The sequence below is a fragment of the Paenarthrobacter histidinolovorans genome, from assembly GCF_014647595.1.
GTDB lineage: Bacteria > Actinomycetota > Actinomycetes > Actinomycetales > Micrococcaceae > Arthrobacter > Arthrobacter histidinolovorans.
Genome location: NZ_BMPM01000010.1, coordinates 28378 through 43382, shown reverse-complemented (window position 1 = coordinate 43382; position 15005 = coordinate 28378). Strand labels below are relative to the sequence as shown.

General features: G+C 63.3%; 11 protein-coding genes. 5 read left to right on the top strand and 6 right to left on the bottom strand.

Translation table 11 applies throughout. The features are described from left to right. Window position 1 precedes the first annotated feature (1 nt). From IEY62_RS18950 to glyA, 6 genes are read right to left on the bottom strand one after another with little or no spacing between them, the layout of a single operon-like run. Window positions 2-1393, bottom strand: coding sequence for an L-serine ammonia-lyase (locus IEY62_RS18950; RefSeq protein ID WP_189020803.1), 1392 nt, complete (start codon window positions 1391-1393; stop codon window positions 2-4). Next, on the bottom strand, window positions 1393-2031 hold the full coding sequence (locus IEY62_RS18945; protein WP_189020801.1) for a sarcosine oxidase subunit gamma: 639 nt from the start codon (window positions 2029-2031) through the stop codon (window positions 1393-1395). Before IEY62_RS18945 ends, IEY62_RS18950 begins: the two co-directional genes overlap by 1 nt. Then, window positions 2024-4969: a sarcosine oxidase subunit alpha family protein gene (locus tag IEY62_RS18940; RefSeq protein WP_189020799.1), complete on the bottom strand. Its 2946-nt coding sequence runs from the start codon at window positions 4967-4969 to the stop codon at window positions 2024-2026. Before IEY62_RS18940 ends, IEY62_RS18945 begins: the two co-directional genes overlap by 8 nt. A 2-nt stretch (window positions 4970-4971) precedes the next feature. Beyond that, window positions 4972-5376, bottom strand: a complete 405-nt coding sequence (locus IEY62_RS18935; protein ID WP_189020797.1) for a sarcosine oxidase subunit delta — start codon at window positions 5374-5376, stop codon at window positions 4972-4974. 16 nt (window positions 5377-5392) lie between these two features. After that, complete coding sequence (locus tag IEY62_RS18930) at window positions 5393-6613, bottom strand: sarcosine oxidase subunit beta family protein (RefSeq protein ID WP_189020795.1); 1221 nt, start codon at window positions 6611-6613, stop codon at window positions 5393-5395. Then, the gene (gene glyA, locus IEY62_RS18925) at window positions 6610-7953 is read right to left on the bottom strand and encodes a serine hydroxymethyltransferase (RefSeq protein ID WP_229785450.1); all 1344 of its coding nucleotides are present in this window, start codon (window positions 7951-7953) and stop codon (window positions 6610-6612) included. Before glyA ends, IEY62_RS18930 begins: the two co-directional genes overlap by 4 nt. Window positions 7954-8104: 151 nt before the next feature. Between glyA and IEY62_RS18920 the strand changes: the two genes are divergently transcribed. The 5 genes from IEY62_RS18920 to IEY62_RS18900 all read left to right on the top strand — a co-directional run bounded on the left by IEY62_RS18920 (window position 8105) and on the right by IEY62_RS18900 (window position 14956). Continuing rightward, a complete protein-coding gene (locus IEY62_RS18920; RefSeq protein WP_189020793.1) occupies window positions 8105-8776 on the top strand; it encodes a GntR family transcriptional regulator in 672 nt (223 codons plus the stop codon). 289 nt (window positions 8777-9065) lie between these two features. Continuing rightward, window positions 9066-10439, top strand: coding sequence for an MFS transporter (locus IEY62_RS18915; RefSeq protein ID WP_189020791.1), 1374 nt, complete (start codon window positions 9066-9068; stop codon window positions 10437-10439). Between the two features lie 28 nt (window positions 10440-10467). Next, window positions 10468-11724: an aminopeptidase P family protein gene (locus IEY62_RS18910; protein WP_189020789.1), complete on the top strand. Its 1257-nt coding sequence runs from the start codon at window positions 10468-10470 to the stop codon at window positions 11722-11724. A gap of 87 nt (window positions 11725-11811) precedes the next feature. Continuing rightward, window positions 11812-12627 (top strand): IclR family transcriptional regulator, encoded by an 816-nt coding sequence (locus IEY62_RS18905; RefSeq protein WP_189020787.1) that lies wholly within the window; start codon window positions 11812-11814, stop codon window positions 12625-12627. A 280-nt stretch (window positions 12628-12907) separates the two neighbouring features. Continuing rightward, window positions 12908-14956 carry a glycosyl hydrolase family 28 protein gene (locus tag IEY62_RS18900; RefSeq protein ID WP_189020785.1) on the top strand — a complete coding sequence of 683 codons (2049 nt, stop codon included), beginning with the start codon at window positions 12908-12910 and terminating at the stop codon, window positions 14954-14956. Window positions 14957-15005 lie beyond the last annotated feature (49 nt).

Sequence of the window (15005 nt, the reverse complement as noted above, 5' to 3'; positions counted from 1 at the left end):
GTCAGCACTCCACTACGTTGACGGCGAGGCCTCCACGGGAGGTCTCTTTGTACTTGGATTTCATGTCCGCGCCTGTCTCGCGCATGGTCTTGATGGCCTTGTCCAGCGACACCTTGTGGCTGCCGTCGCCATGCAGGGCAAGGCGGGCGGCGTTGATCGCCTTGACGCTGGCAATCGCGTTGCGTTCGATGCAGGGGATCTGCACCAGCCCGCCCACGGGGTCGCAGGTGAGGCCCAGGTTGTGTTCGATGCCCACTTCGGCGGCGTTCTCCACTTGCTCCGGCGTTCCGCCGAGGACTTCGCAGAGCCCGGCAGCAGCCATGGAACAGGCGGAACCCACCTCGCCCTGGCAGCCCACTTCGGCCCCGGAAATGGATGCGTTGATTTTGAACAGGATCCCGACGGCGGCCGCCGCGAGCAGGAAGCGTACGACACCGTCGTCGTTGGCTCCCGGAACAAACTTGGTGTAGTAGTGCAGCACCGCCGGGACAATTCCGGCAGCACCATTGGTTGGCGCGGTGACGATCCTGCCGCCCGCGGCGTTCTCTTCGTTCACTGCCAGCGCGAACAGGTTGACCCATTCCATGGCGAGGAGGGGGTCGGCTGAGTGGGCCCCGTTCAGGTCCGCATCAGTCTCGGAAAGCTTCTTGAACAACGACGGCGCCCGTCGCCTGACCTTCAAGCCTCCAGGTAGGATTCCCTCGGCTGAGCAGCCGTTGTCCACGCACTCCTGCATGACGGCCCAGATGGCCAGCAACTTCTCACGCAGTTCCTCCTCGGAGCGCCACACGAGTTCGTTGGCCAACATGATGTCCGAGATGGACTTTCCTTCGCGGACACAGATGGCCAGCAGTTCGTCGGCGGTGGTGAACGGGTAGGGAAGCACGGTGTCGTCCGCCACCACTTTGTCCGCTCCGGAGACGTCCCCGTCCACCACGAAGCCGCCGCCAATGGAGTAATAGCTGCGTTCGCGCAACACTGCTCCGGTGTGGTCGAGTGCCCGGAAGGTCATCCCGTTGGGGTGTGCCGGGAGCGACTTGCGACGATGCAGGACCACGTCCTCGTCCCAGTTGAAGTCCACTCTGTGATCGCCACCCAGGCGCAGTTCGGCGTCGAGCGCAGCGGCCGCAACCTGGTCGTCGGCAGTGCGGGTGTCCACGGTCTCCGGAGAGTGGCCCTGCAGCCCCAGCACCACAGCCTTGTCGGAGCCGTGGCCCCGGCCGGTGGCGCCCAGGGAGCCGAAAAGCTCGGCCTGGACGCGCACTGTGGCCGGGAGTTGGCCGGATGATTCAAGTCCATCCGTGAACTGCTTCGCCGCACGCATCGGGCCCACCGTGTGTGACGATGACGGCCCGATGCCCACAGAAAACAGATCAAGCACACTCAGTGCCATTACGGGACCTCAGGCGACGCGTACTCACGCATGGCATCCAGGAGCCAACGTCCCAGGAAATCGGCAAAGGATGCCCGGGGAAAGATCCTGTAGCTGTCCTCCGAGGTCTTCCAGAGCATTACCGGAATGTGGGCAAGCTCGGTGGAGACCGCCGTGCCTGCCTTGAACACCCGGGGGTGCAGGTCCAGCGAGCACGTCTTCTCAAGCACTGCGCGGGCGTGGCTGCCGGAGAGCTCAAACGTGGTGCGGTTGGCGGACAGATCCACCACCTGGCCTGCGTCGTTACCCAGCGCCGTGGTCAGATCGCCGACCAGGGAGCCGCCCAGGGAATCGTGGGCTTCTTCCGGTGCCACCACCATGAACTCCGTTGGGCCAAGCCACAAGGTGTTCACGGAACCGCTCCCCGTTACCTCACCGCAAGCGGCAGGCAAGCCGCCGGTCACGGCCGCTACGCGGGCACCGGCGTCGGACGTCCGGTCAACCCGGACGCCCACCATGGCCTGGTAGGGGATTTCGGTGAGCGTCACCGTGCCCGGCACGGAGCCGGAGGTGAAGGCTTCAGCCAGGTGCTCGGCGGGGCTGCGGCGGGCACCCCGTACGCGGTTGACGGTTTCTGATGGTGTTGCTGTTTCAGCCATCTTTGCGGGTCCCTTCAGCATCGAAAAGTACGGTTTCGCCAACAACCACGTCAACCAATTGGTCTCCCAGCGAAGCCACCAGGGTCTCGCCGATGCGGTTGCGGCCGTTTTGGATGAGCGCCAGGGCGAAGGAACGGCCCAGGGCGGCGCTGTGGTAGCTGGAAGTGACGAAGCCTTCCATGGGAACAGGGCCGGAGGCCGGGTTGACCGGGATGCCCTTCTCCACCAGCTGTGTGCCTTCCGGCAACCGCAGCGAGTGGTCCACAGGCAGGACGCTCACCAGGTGCTTGCGGTCCTCACGGCTGGCGTCTTCCCGGAGGTAGGAACGCTTGCCGATGAAGTCCTTGGCTTTGGAAACGATCCAGTCCATGCCTGCGTCCTGCGGGGTGACCGTGCCGTCGGTGTCCTGCCCGACGATCGGGTAGCCCTTCTCGGCGCGGAGCACGTGCATGGTTTCGGTGCCGTACGGGGTGATGTTGAACTCGGCACCTGCGGCAGCAACTGCTTCCCAGGTGTTGAGTCCGTACCAGGACGGCACGTTGATTTCGTAGGCCAGTTCGCCGGAGAAGGAGATGCGGCAAACGCGTGCCTGCACACCGGAGGCCAGCGTGGTCTCGCGGAAGGTCATGAACGGGAAGGCCTCGGCATCCAAGCCGCCGTTTTCGGCCAGCTGCGGTGCAACCTTCGCGATCACGGCGCGGGACTTCGGCCCCACCACTGCAATGGTGCTCCACTGTTCCGTCACGGATGTGCACACAACATCGAGTTCCGGCCACTCCGTCTGGTGCCACTCTTCCAGCCAGTCCAGCACCTTCGCTGCCCCACCGGTGGTGGTGGTCATGAAGTAGCGGTCATCATCAAGGCGGAGGGTCACGCCGTCGTCGAAAATCATGCCGTCAAGGGTGCACATCACGCCGTAGCGGGCGGAGCCGGGGGCGAGCTTCTTGAACGCGTTGGTGTACACACGGTTCAGGAATTCGCCGGCGTCCTTGCCACGGATCTCGATCTTGCCCAGGGTGGTGGCATCCATGAAGCCCACGGAATCGCGGACGGCCGCGCATTCACGCAGGACTGCCGTGTCCATGTCTTCACCGGCCTGCGGGTAGTACCAAGGGCGCTTCCACTGTCCAACGTCTTCGAACAGTGCGCCCTGGGCAACGTGCCACGGGTGGATGGAGGTGACTCGGGCGGGGTCGAACAGCTCGCCACGCTGGCGGCCGGCCAAGGCTGCGAAAGCCACCGGGGTGAACGGCGCACGGTAGGCCGTGGTGCCGATCTCGCCAACGCCGGGAATGCTCTCCGCGCCACCGAACTTCAGCGCTGCGGCGATGACACCGATTGCGTTGACGCCGGAGGTCTTGCCTTGATCGTTGGCCGTGCTGATGGACGTGTACCGCTTGACGTGCTCAACCGAACGCATGCCCGCGCCCGTGGAACGGAGGACGTCCGCCACGGACTGGTCGCGCTGGAAGTCGACGAAGTGGTGGTGCCACTCACCGGGCTCACCGGTTTGGCCGGGAACCAACCAGAGTTGGCGGCTCGGGGCGCTCGCCACCGGCGCCTGCAGTTCCACCGGGGTGGTTGCGGACTCGAAGCCGGCGGCGATGGATGCTGCTGCTCCGGCCGAGATGCCCTCAGCCAGGCAGTCCTGCAGTTCGTAGCTGCCGCGTCCTGCGCCAACAATCTGCTGGTCGCGGACCGGAGCGGCGGGGATGAAGGCGGCAAGTTCGTCGTCCCAGCGCAGCTTCCCTTGGCGCTGGCTGTGGAGGTGGACCACCGGGCTCCAGCCTCCGGAAACGGCGAGCAGATCGGCAGCCAACTGTTCGACGCCCGAGGTGAGTTCGCCGTCGTCGTTGATGCTCCGGACGGTGACGCCGTTCAGGCGGCCGTTCTCATCTGCGGACGTGTCCGCCACGGCGCTGCCGATCAGGACCCGGATACCGGACTCGACGGCGGCAGCGGCCTTCGCGCTGATCTGCGGACGGGCATCGACGACGGCGGCAACCGCCACGCCTGCTGCCTTCAGGTCAGCGGCAAGTGCGTAAGCGGAGTCGTTGGTGGTGCTGATGACGACTCGCGAACCGGCGGCCACGGCGTAGCGGTTCAGGTAGGTGCGGGCGGCCGAGGCGAGCATGATGCCCGGGCGGTCGTTGTTCTCGAAGACCAGGGGACGCTCGTGGGCGCCGGGGGCCAGGACAACCTGCTTGGCACGGATGTGCCAAATACGCTGGCGGGAGACGCCGGGGGCGGCCGGGACGCCAAGGTGGTCTGTGCGGTTCTGGGCTGCGATGAAGTAGTTCGAGTCGTACGAACCGAAGGCGGTGGTGCGGTTCAGGACCGTGCATTCAGCCGCGGAAACGAGTTCTGCTTCCACGTCTGCAACCCACTCGAGCGCCGGCTTGCCTTCAATCTGCTGGGCAAGTTCCGGAGCAGTGGAGCCGGAGAGCAGTGAGCCGCCAAGTTCGGGCTGGTCGTCGATCAGGATGACGCGGGCACCGGTGCGGACGGCTTCGCGGGCTGCTGCGAGGCCAGCGACGCCGCCACCGACCACCAGGACATCCGTGTGGACGTACTTCTTGTCGTACTCTGCCTTGTCTTCGTTGGGGTCCAACTTGCCCAGACCGGAAAGGAGCTCGATGTTCATGCCGTCCACCAACGAAACTGCGGTGGCCGGGAGCATCGATTCGGCAACGTGGCCGGGGAAGCGCGGAGCGATCTTGACCAGGGCGTTGGACTCTTCCACGCCGGCGGCCATGATGCCGCGGGGGCGGTCTTCGTAGAGGGAGTTGCCTGCGTTGATGTGGCCGTTGGCCAGAAGCGCCGAAGCGATGGTGTCACCCGGGTGGCCGGTGAATTCCTGGCCGTCCACGGTGAAGCGCCAAGCGATGCTGCGATCGATGCGTCCGCCGGTGGCGAGGCGTGCGTTCTTGCTGGTCACTTCTAGACTCCTTCCGAGGAGGTGGGTGCGGTGGCTGTGCCGGGGGCGAGACCTGGGTCGCCGGCCTGGCCGTAGTCGCCGCTCTGGGTGAACTCGCCTGGCTTCTCCGGTTCGGCCTTGGGGCTTGATGCGGTGATGTCGGGTCGGGATTGGCCCATCGCGTAGATGGAGTGGATCTCATAGCTCACGGTGTCGCGGAGCATGTTGAACCACTGCCGGCAGCCCGTGCTGTGCACCCAGCGCTCAGCGAAAGTGCCCTTGGTGTTCTCGCGGTAGAACAGGTACTCGGCCCATTCGCGGTCGCTGAGGTCGTTCGGGTTTTCCGGGTACGCGATGTGCGCCTGGCCGCCGTAGTGGAATTCGGTTTCATCGCGTGGCCCGCAGTTGGGGCATGAAATGAGGAGCATGTCTGTCCTGTCCTGGCTAGTGGGCCACGGCTGCTGCGCCGTGTTCGTCGATGAGTGCACCGGTCTCGAAGCGTTCCAGCGCGAAGGGCTTGTTCAGCTTGTGCGGAGCGCCCGTGGCGATGGTGTGCGCGAAGGTCAGGCCGGCAGCGGGTGTGCCCTTGAAACCACCGGTTCCCCAGCCGCAGTTGACGAACATGTTCTCTACGGGGGAGAGGCCGACGATCGGTGAAGCATCCAGCGTGGTGTCCACAATGCCGCCCCAGGTCCGGAGCACGTGGGCCCGGGCGAAGATCGGGAAGAGCTCAACAGCTGCTGCCATCTGCTCCTCGATCACGTGGAACGAGCCGCGCTGGCCGTAGCCGTTGTAGGAGTCGACGCCGGCGCCCATCACCAGTTCGCCCTTGTGGGCCTGGGAAACGTAGACGTGGACGTGGTTGGACATGACCACTGTGGGGTGGACGGGCTCGTGCAGTTCGGACACCAGGGCCTGGAGCGGGTGCGACTGGATCGGCAGACGGAAACCGGCCATTTCGGCCAGCACGGAGCTGTGCCCGGCAGCGCAGAGGCCCACCTTTTCGGTGTTGATGGTGCCGCGTGTGGTCTGGACACCGGTGACCTTGTTGCCGTCCTTGATGAAGCCGGTGACTTCACAGTTCTGGATGATGTCCACGCCCAGTTCGTCGCACTTGCGGGCGAAGGCCCAGGCCACGTGGTCGTGCTTGGCGATGCCTGCACGCGGCTGGTAGGTGGCACCCATGACCGGGTAGCGGATGTTGTCGCTGGTGTTCAGGATGGGGCAGAGTTCCTTGACCTGGTCCGGTTCAAGCCACTCGGCGTCCACGCCGTTGAGCCGGTTGGCACCCACCCGGCGCATGCTCTCGCGGACATCCCCCAGAGTGTGGGCGAGGTTCATGACGCCGCGCTGGCTGAACAGGAAGTCGTATTCCAGCTCTTCAGGGAGGATTTCCCAAAGCTTCAGCGCGTGTTCGTAGATGGCGGCGCTTTCGTCCCACAGGTAATTGGAACGGATGATGGTGGTGTTGCGGGCCATGTTTCCACCGGCCAGCCAGCCCTTTTCCAGGATGGCGATGTTGGTCATGCCGTGGTTCTTCGCCAGGAAGTACGCGGTGGCCAGGCCGTGCCCGCCGCCGCCCACGATCACGGCGTCATAGCTTTTCTTGGGATCCGGGTTGCGCCAGAGGAAGTCCGGGTGTTCGGGGAGGTGGTCTGCACTCACTGGGCTGCTCCAATCAGTTCTGCTTCGGTTCCGGCGCCGTTTCCGGCCGTGGAGAGGTGGGGGTAGAGGGGCAGCTTGTCTGCCAGTGCGGTGACGCGGCTGCGCAGTTCGACGGCGGTCGCGTCGTCCAAGGTGCCTGTTGCCGCTGCAGCGATCAACGCCGTCGCAATAATGTCCGAGACTTCCGTGAACTCTTCGGCACCGAAACCGCGGGCGGCCAGTGCGGGGGTACCGATTCGGAGTCCGGAGGAGACCATCGGCGGCCGGGGGTCGAACGGGACGGCGTTGCGGTTGACCGTGATGCCGATGCGGTGGAGGGTGTCCTCGGCCTGCTGGCCGTTGAGTTCGGAGTTGCGGAGGTCGGCGAGGACGAGGTGCACGTCCGTTCCACCGCTGACCACCGAGATGCCGGCTGCGGCGACGTCGTCCTGAAGGAGGCGCTGGGCCAGGATCTTGGAGCCTTCCAGCACGCGGGACTGGCGCTCCTGGAATTCAGGCTCGGCAGCCATCTTGAAGGCCACGGCCTTGGCGGCGATGACGTGTTCCAACGGTCCGCCCTGCTGCCCCGGGAAGACAGCCGAGTTGACCTTCTTGGCGATGTCGGCGTCGTTGGTCAGGATGACGCCGCCGCGGGGACCGCCCAGGGTCTTGTGCGTGGTGCTGGTGACAATGTGGGCGTGCGGCACCGGGCTGGGGTGGAGCCCTGCAGCGACGAGGCCGGCGAAGTGGGCCATGTCCACCATGAGGTAGGCGCCCACCAGGTCCGCGATGCGGCGGAATTCAGCGAAGTCCACGTGGCGGGAGTATGCGGACCAGCCGGCGACGATGAGCTGGGGCTTGTTTTCAAGGGCGAGACGCTCAACCTCGGCCATGTCGATGGTGTGGGTGTCCTCGCGGACGCCATAGGGGACCACGTTGTAGAGCTTGCCGGAGAAGTTGATCCGCATGCCGTGGGTCAGGTGGCCGCCGTGGGCGAGGTTCAGGCCCATGATGGTGTCGCCCGCATTGATCAGGGCGTGCATTGCGGAGGCGTTGGCCTGTGCGCCGGAGTGCGGCTGGACGTTGGCGAATCCGGCGCCGAAAAGGGACTTCAGACGGTCGATGGCAAGTTGCTCGATCACATCAACGTGTTCGCAGCCGCCGTAGTAGCGCTTGCCCGGGTAGCCCTCGGCGTACTTGTTGGTCAGCACCGAGCCCTGGGCTTCCATGACGGCCGTGGGGGCGAAGTTCTCAGAGGCGATCATTTCCAGCGTTGACTGCTGGCGGATAAGTTCCTGGGCGATCGCCTGATCAACCTCCGGGTCCGCCTGTGCGAGCGGGCGGATCAGCGGTTCAACCATGGTGTTCTCCTTCAAGGGCTTGTCTAGTGGCCGACTGTTGGGCAACTGATATATTAGAACTGTTGCCATAGTATGTTGAAGATCACATGGTCGTCAACAGGTCTGCGGCAACTCGTCCAGCAGACTGGGATTGCGACAACGGGAGAGGGTCATGAGCACAGCTTTGGAAGCATTGGAATCAGTTCCGCAGGGCACGTCCCTTGCGGATAATGCCTATTTGCTCCTGCGCGACAGGCTCATCATGCTGGACATCAAACCCGGCGACCCCATCAATGACGGCCAGATCGCGGCCGAGCTTGGCATTGGGCGCACGCCTGTCCGCGAGGCCATCAAGCGCCTGGAGAGTGACCACCTGGTGGTTTCCTACCCCCGCCGCGGGACCTTCGCCACCGGCGTGGACATCACCCAGCTCGCTGAAGTCTCCGAAATCCGCGAGCTCCTGGAGCCCTTGGCATCCCGCAAGGCCGCGCGCATGGCCAGCCCCGCAATGCGCGACGAACTCCGCGCCGTAGCGGCCGCAATCCGGGATCTCGAAGGGCAGGACGCGTCCTCTGCCGAACTCATGCGCTACGACATTCAGGTCCACCGCCTCATCTACAAAGCCTCTGCCAACGCGCACCTGGAGGACGTGCTCATCCGGTACGACAACCTCGCAACCCGCATCTGGTGTCACATGCTCGAGAAGATGCCCTCCGTCTCCGGCCATATCTCCGAACATGCCGATCTCCTCACCGCCATCGCCGACGGGAACGAAGGACTGGCCGCCGAGCTGGCCCTGAACCACGTGGTCAGCTTCGAAGAGACCATCCGCAAGGTCCTCTGACCCTTCCTTACGTCCAGCCCGACGTCGGCACCCAGGTTGGGTGCCGACGTCGGGCTTTCTCTTTAAGCGACTGAGCAACCGTGTTGCTGGGCAGTTTTAGCGGTGAACGCAACATGGAATCGCTGAATGCAACACGCTCTTGAGTCAAGCCACTGCGCCCCCTTCCAGAAAACGCGCCAGAAGGGCTATCCATAATTATTCGAATCACCTCTTGACCGTGATCCAACACACACATACTCTGGTGCAACAGCGTTGCGTTGAATGCAACCCAAATCATTTTGGTGGACACATGAGCAATGAATCCTCTGTGGCAGCCGAGCGAGGCACCTCACAAGCCTCCGGCCCCAACCACACACCCAGCCCCAAGAACACGGTCAGCAAGAACACGGTCAGCAAGGACACTCGACGGCGGGTTGTCACTGCCAGCTTCATTGGCAACTTCGTCGAATGGTTCGATTACGCCGTCTATGGCTACTTGGCCGGCATCATCTCGTCGGTGTTCTTCCCGGAATCCGACCGTCAAACGGCCCTGCTGGCGACATTCGGTGTCTTTGCCATCAGCTTCTTCGTGAGGCCGCTCGGCGGTTTCATCTGGGGGCACATCGGAGACAGGCTCGGCCGTAAGCAAGCACTCAGTCTTTCGATCGTCCTGATGTCCGTGGCCACGTTCTGCATCGCGCTTATCCCGGGTTACGCGACCATCGGCGTGATGGCGCCGATTCTGCTCCTGCTGGTCCGCGTGGTCCAAGGCTTCTCCGCGGCCGGCGAATATGCGGGCGCGTCCGCCTTCCTGGTGGAGTACGCACCGGCCAATCGCCGCGGACTGTATGCCGCCGTCGTGCCCGCCAGTACCGCAGCGGGACTGCTGCTGGGGTCCTTGCTTGCCGCCCTGTTGAGTTCAGTCCTCACCGCAGAGCAGCTGAACGAATGGGGCTGGCGCCTGCCCTTCCTCCTCGCGGCACCCATGGGCCTGATCGGCCGCTACATCCGCACCAAGCTGGAGGACACGCCGGCGTTCCGCGAACTGGCCGAGAAGGACACGGCCGTCAAAGCGCCTGCCTTCGCCATGTTCAGGACGTACCGGAAGCAACTCATCATCGCCACGGGCGCGGTGCTGCTCAATGCCGTGGGCTTCTACGTCATCCTGAGCTACATGCCGACGTACTTGTCGGAAGAGTTGGGCTTCGGAGCCACGGAATCATTCCTGGCCACCACCATTGCCCTGGCCAGTTACATCGGCTTCATCTTCCTGACCGGCATCGCCTCTGACAAGTTCGGCCGCAAGCGCATGCTCCTCACGGCGTCGGCCCTGTTCATCCTGCTGACGGTGCCCGCCTTCATGCTTCTGGATACCCGCAACTTCCTGGTGATCGTGTTGGTGCAGATCCTGCTGGGCGGGATGCTCACCCTCAACGACGGCACCCTGCCCAGTTTCCTCGCCGAACTCTTCCCCACGAAGGTCCGCTACACCGGCTTTGCCGTGAGCTTCAACCTCTCCAATGCCTTGTTCGGTGGCACCGCACCCTTCATGGCAACACTCCTGATCGGCATGACCCACAGCAAACTGGCCCCCGGCTGGTACCTCGTGGCCGCCGCCCTCGTTTCCCTCATCGCAGTCCTTTTCGCAGCAGAAACGTCAAAGAAGCCGCTGCAGCAGGACTAGAACAACCAACCCATTGAAAGGAACCACCATGACCATCACCGAAAACGAGTCCGTCAACGACATCGCAAACCTCGAGCGCACCAAGGTCCTCAACAACGGCGGGAAAGTGTCGCTGACCTTTTCCGATGCTGAGTTCGAACGCCGCCTCGCCGGACTCCGCAGGATCATGGCCGAAAAGGACCTCGACGCCGTCGTCCTCACCAGCTACCACTCCATCAAGTACTACTCCGATTTCCTCTTCACCTACTTCGGCCGTTCTTACGGCATGGTGGTCACCAAGGATGACACTGTCACCATTACGGCAAACATCGACGCCGGTATGCCTTGGCGCCGCAGTTACGGCGACAACCTCGTGTACACGGACTGGCGCCGCGACAACTACATCCATGCCATCCAGGAAGTCCTGAGGACCCGCGGTATCAACCCCCGCCGCATCGGCGTCGAAGATGACTCGCTGCCGTTGGACAACCGGAACAAGATCCAGGCCGCATTCTCCGGAGCAGCCCTGGTGGACGTAGCGCAGGCAGCCATGCGCCAGCGCATGATCAAGTCCGATGAAGAGATTGCCGTCATCAAGCACGGAGCGCGCATCGGTGACCTGGGCGGCGAAGCCATCCGCAATGCGATCACTGCGGGCATCACGGAGTATGAGGTGGCCTTGATCGGCACCGAGGCCATGGTTCACGAAATCGCCCGCACGTTCCCGGACTCCGAAATCCGCGATACCTGGGTGTGGTTCCAGTCGGGCATCAACACCGACGGCGCCCACAACTGGGCCACCACCCGCAAGATCCAGGAACACGACATCCTGTCCCTGAACTGCTTCCCGATGACCAGCGGCTACTACACCGCCCTTGAGCGCACCCTGTTCTACGGCGAACCGGATGCCCGCTCCCTGGAACTGTGGAACATCAATGTTGAGGTCCACAAGCGCGGACTGGAACTCATCAAGCCCGGTGCTGTCTGCAAGGACATCGCTGCGGAGCTCAACGAGATCTACATCAGCCACGGTCTGCTGGCCAACCGTACGTTCGGCTACGGCCACTCGTTCGGTGTGCTGAGCCATTACTACGGACGTGAAGCCGGCCTTGAACTGCGCGAGGACATCGATACCGTGCTGGAACCGGGCATGGTGGTTTCCATGGAGCCGATGATCACGGTGCTGGACGGACAGCCGGGCGCCGGCGGTTACCGCGAGCACGACATCCTGGTGGTCGGCGAGGACGGCGCGGAGAACATCACCAAGTTCCCGTTCGGTCCCGAGTACAACATCATCGGAGCCTAGCGTGGAATGGCCGGCGGGCGCAGTGCACGGCGTCCGCCGGCCGCCGTCCGGAACTTCCGGGCGGCCGAGGCGAAATATAGTGATCCCATGACTCCCACGGAATCCAGCGAGACTCCCGACAGCAACAACGGTAACGGCGACAGCAAGAGCACCTCCGTCATCGTCAACGCAATCGCGGTGCTTCGGAGCTTTACGGCAGACGAACCGCTGCTGGGAGTCACCGAAATTGCAGGCCGGATCGGACTGCACAAGAGCACTGTTTCCCGCATCCTCGCGACGCTGGAACAAGAGAACCTGGTAGAGCGCGACGTCGATTCGCGCAGGTTCCGCTTGGGGCTGGGAATGATCGCCATGGCTGGCCCCCTCCTGGCGGAACTCGAAGAGAGGCGCGTGGCCTACCCCGTCCTGCGGGAGTTGACCGAACGTACAGGCGAGACAAGCGCACTCATGGTGTGGAACGGCGTCGAGTCGATGTGCGTGGAGCAGATCCCCAGCCGTCACCAGGTAAAACACCTGGCTCCACTCGGTGCGCGATACAACGAGGCATTGAGTTCTTCGGTGCAGGTCTTCCTGGCCGCCGAGCACAAGGATCGGGTGCGGAAACTGTTGCGCAGTGGATCCATCATGCTGCCGGGTTTGGACGAAGCTTCGGTGGAAAGCTACCTGGCCCGGCTTGAGGAGGCCGCGAAACGGGGTTGGGCCGCCAACTTCGGCGAAACCTCCATCGAAGAGGTCGGCGTTGCTTCGCCGGTTTATGACCACAGGGGCGACATCGTGGCCTCCGTCTTGATTCCTGCCCCCAAGTTCCGGGTATCCCAAGACACCCTCGCCAGCCTGGGGGAAGCCTGCGCCGAAGCCGCCGCCAAGGTCACCTCCCGCCTGGGTGGCCGCTCTCCGCGGTAGGCGCCCATCTCCTGGAAGACATCGACGTGCTGGGCCGTGTGTAGGGGCCGCGTGTAGGGCTTCCGGCCGCGAGATCGCCGGAAAGCTGCGGGATCGCCGTACCTATCCAGCGATCCCGGCACAATCCGGCGATCTGGACGCTCATCAAAGTGCTTGACCCCTCGCCAATTCCTTCCTAGGGTGTTTGAGAAAACGTTTTCTTGCTGTTTCCCAAACATTCCGGAGAGCCCTGAGCCTCCAAGTGCTGGGGCACGCCGTTGTGCCCCGGGAAGGATCATCCATGCGATCGACCCGTAGAAAACCGGAGTTACGCCACAGCCTGGGAGGCATAACGCTCGCAGCAGTGATGGGCTTGACCTGCGTCGCAGCCGTGGGATTGCCGGCAAGTGCGGCTCCTGCAGCCAAAACCGACAGCCCGGCATGCTCCAGTACCAGCGTCCATCTTGAGTCCGGCAACGGCAGGGCACCGCAAAACCTGTGTGTCCCTTCGCAGGCTACCGGCAGTGACAAGACGCTGCTTGTGTGGAACAAACCGGACCTCTACGACGACGTCGTGGACTACCGTGTCTCCATGAACGGCAGGACGCTGGGGACTGCCGAGGAAAATGCGCGGATCTTTTCGCCGGCCCAGGAATACGTGGACGCATTCCGGGCCGCCGACAAGGATCACTTCCACGCCCGGACTGTGGCCCACAACTTCACAGTGACTGGCCTGTCTCCGCGCACCAGCTACCAGTTCACTGTTACTGCTGTCAGGGCCGACGGCAGTGAATCCCGGCCAAGCGTGCCCATCACGGTCACCACCACGCCGGTGCGGCACCAAGTCACGATCACCAGTCCCGCGTACAAGGCCGTAGGTGACGCGAAAACGTTGAATACCGCTGCCATCCAGAAAGCCATTGATACCTGTCGAACGCCGGGCTGTACCGTTGTTGTTCCTGCAGGAACTTTCAAAACGGGGGCACTCTTCCTTCACTCGGACATGACCCTGGAGCTCCAGGACGGTGCGCGGCTGCTCGGCTCCGACCAAGCGGAGGACTATCCGTTGGAGAAGGGCTATTACCTCTACCCCGTACCTGAGCCCCTCCCTGTCGAGTCCGAATACCGGAACTACCGCCGGCCGCCGTCGCTCCTTAATGTCCTTCCGGAAGACAACGGCCGCTCGACGGCGGGACGCGAACCTGGCGCTGCGGCCAGCAATGTCCGCATTGTCGGCAAGGGCGTGGTGGACGGAAATGGCTGGAAGCGCACCGTTGAGGGGTCGATAGTGGATGAAGCGGGCAACGAACTTCCCCAATATGCGGCAAGCTCCGCCGCCAAAGTGCTGGACGATGGCTTGTTGGCGGCGGACCAGTTCCGCAAGGCCAAGGAGAACCCGGATTCCCTCATTGGGATTATCAACCGACCGGAAACCCTGGACGACTCCGTACTGTACGGCCAATACAGGTCCAGCCTGATGACCTTCATGGGAGTAGAAAACCTTTACATCGAGGGAATCACGGCGGACAACCCCGCGTTCCACGGCGTGATGATCCTGGACACGGAGAACAGCACGGTGAACGGTATGCGGCACACCACGTTCAACGCCAACAACGGTGACGGCCTGGAGTTTGGCGGCGCAAACAACGGCATCGTTGTGAACAACTTCTTCGATACCGGAGACGACCAGGTCAACTTCGCGGCCGGCCAGGGCAAGTACGGGGCGCAGGGCCGGCCGAGCGAGAACGTCTGGATCTTCAACAACTACATGCGCATGGGCCACGGCGGAGTCGCTGTCGGTTCCAACACCGCAGCCTGGGTGCAGCGGGTGCTCGCTGAGGACAACGTCATGTACAAAGTTGAAACCGGCGGCCTGCGGATGAAAAGTACCTCGGACATGGCCGGTGGCGGCCGGGACTTCCTCTTCCGCGACACCGCCATGGCCTGCATGGGCAGCAGTGCATTCATCATGTCGCTGAGCTACAACCAATCGCCGTCCGGGTATGTTGCTGCGGAGTCTGCCACTTTCAAAGACGTGGTGGTCCGGAATGTCTCCGTGGATGGCAACAACTCGCCAACGTGCGGCATGGCAGTATCCGACAGCAAACCGGTCATCGATATCCAGGCGGGCCCGTCCCTTGGTGAAGGAACAGCTACTCTCAGTGCCTTCACTTTCCAGGATGTGGTGTTCCGCAACGTCAATCCCGCCAACATCAGGGGGCTGCAGGATTCCACCTTTGACGGTGTGACGTTCCAGAGTGTGCGGAACAACGCCAACCCCTGGCGCCTGGACCAGTACTCCACGGGAAACACGTTCACGAACGTGAGCCCCATGCCCCATCCGCGGTAGCGCCTGCCACTACATCCCGGGCCATGAAAACGGCGGCCGTCCCACGAAA

Coding starts and splice junctions, on each gene's coding strand:
- IEY62_RS18950 (WP_189020803.1), bottom strand. CDS start 1,393: ATGGCACTGAGTGTGCTTGATCTGTTTTCTGTGGGCATCGGGCCGTCA.
- IEY62_RS18945 (WP_189020801.1), bottom strand. CDS start 2,031: ATGGCTGAAACAGCAACACCATCAGAAACCGTCAACCGCGTACGGGGT.
- IEY62_RS18935 (WP_189020797.1), bottom strand. CDS start 5,376: ATGCTCCTCATTTCATGCCCCAACTGCGGGCCACGCGATGAAACCGAA.
- glyA (WP_229785450.1), bottom strand. CDS start 7,953: ATGGTTGAACCGCTGATCCGCCCGCTCGCACAGGCGGACCCGGAGGTT.
- IEY62_RS18920 (WP_189020793.1), top strand. CDS start 8,105: ATGAGCACAGCTTTGGAAGCATTGGAATCAGTTCCGCAGGGCACGTCC.
- IEY62_RS18915 (WP_189020791.1), top strand. CDS start 9,066: ATGAGCAATGAATCCTCTGTGGCAGCCGAGCGAGGCACCTCACAAGCC.
- IEY62_RS18910 (WP_189020789.1), top strand. CDS start 10,468: ATGACCATCACCGAAAACGAGTCCGTCAACGACATCGCAAACCTCGAG.
- IEY62_RS18905 (WP_189020787.1), top strand. CDS start 11,812: ATGACTCCCACGGAATCCAGCGAGACTCCCGACAGCAACAACGGTAAC.
- IEY62_RS18900 (WP_189020785.1), top strand. CDS start 12,908: ATGCGATCGACCCGTAGAAAACCGGAGTTACGCCACAGCCTGGGAGGC.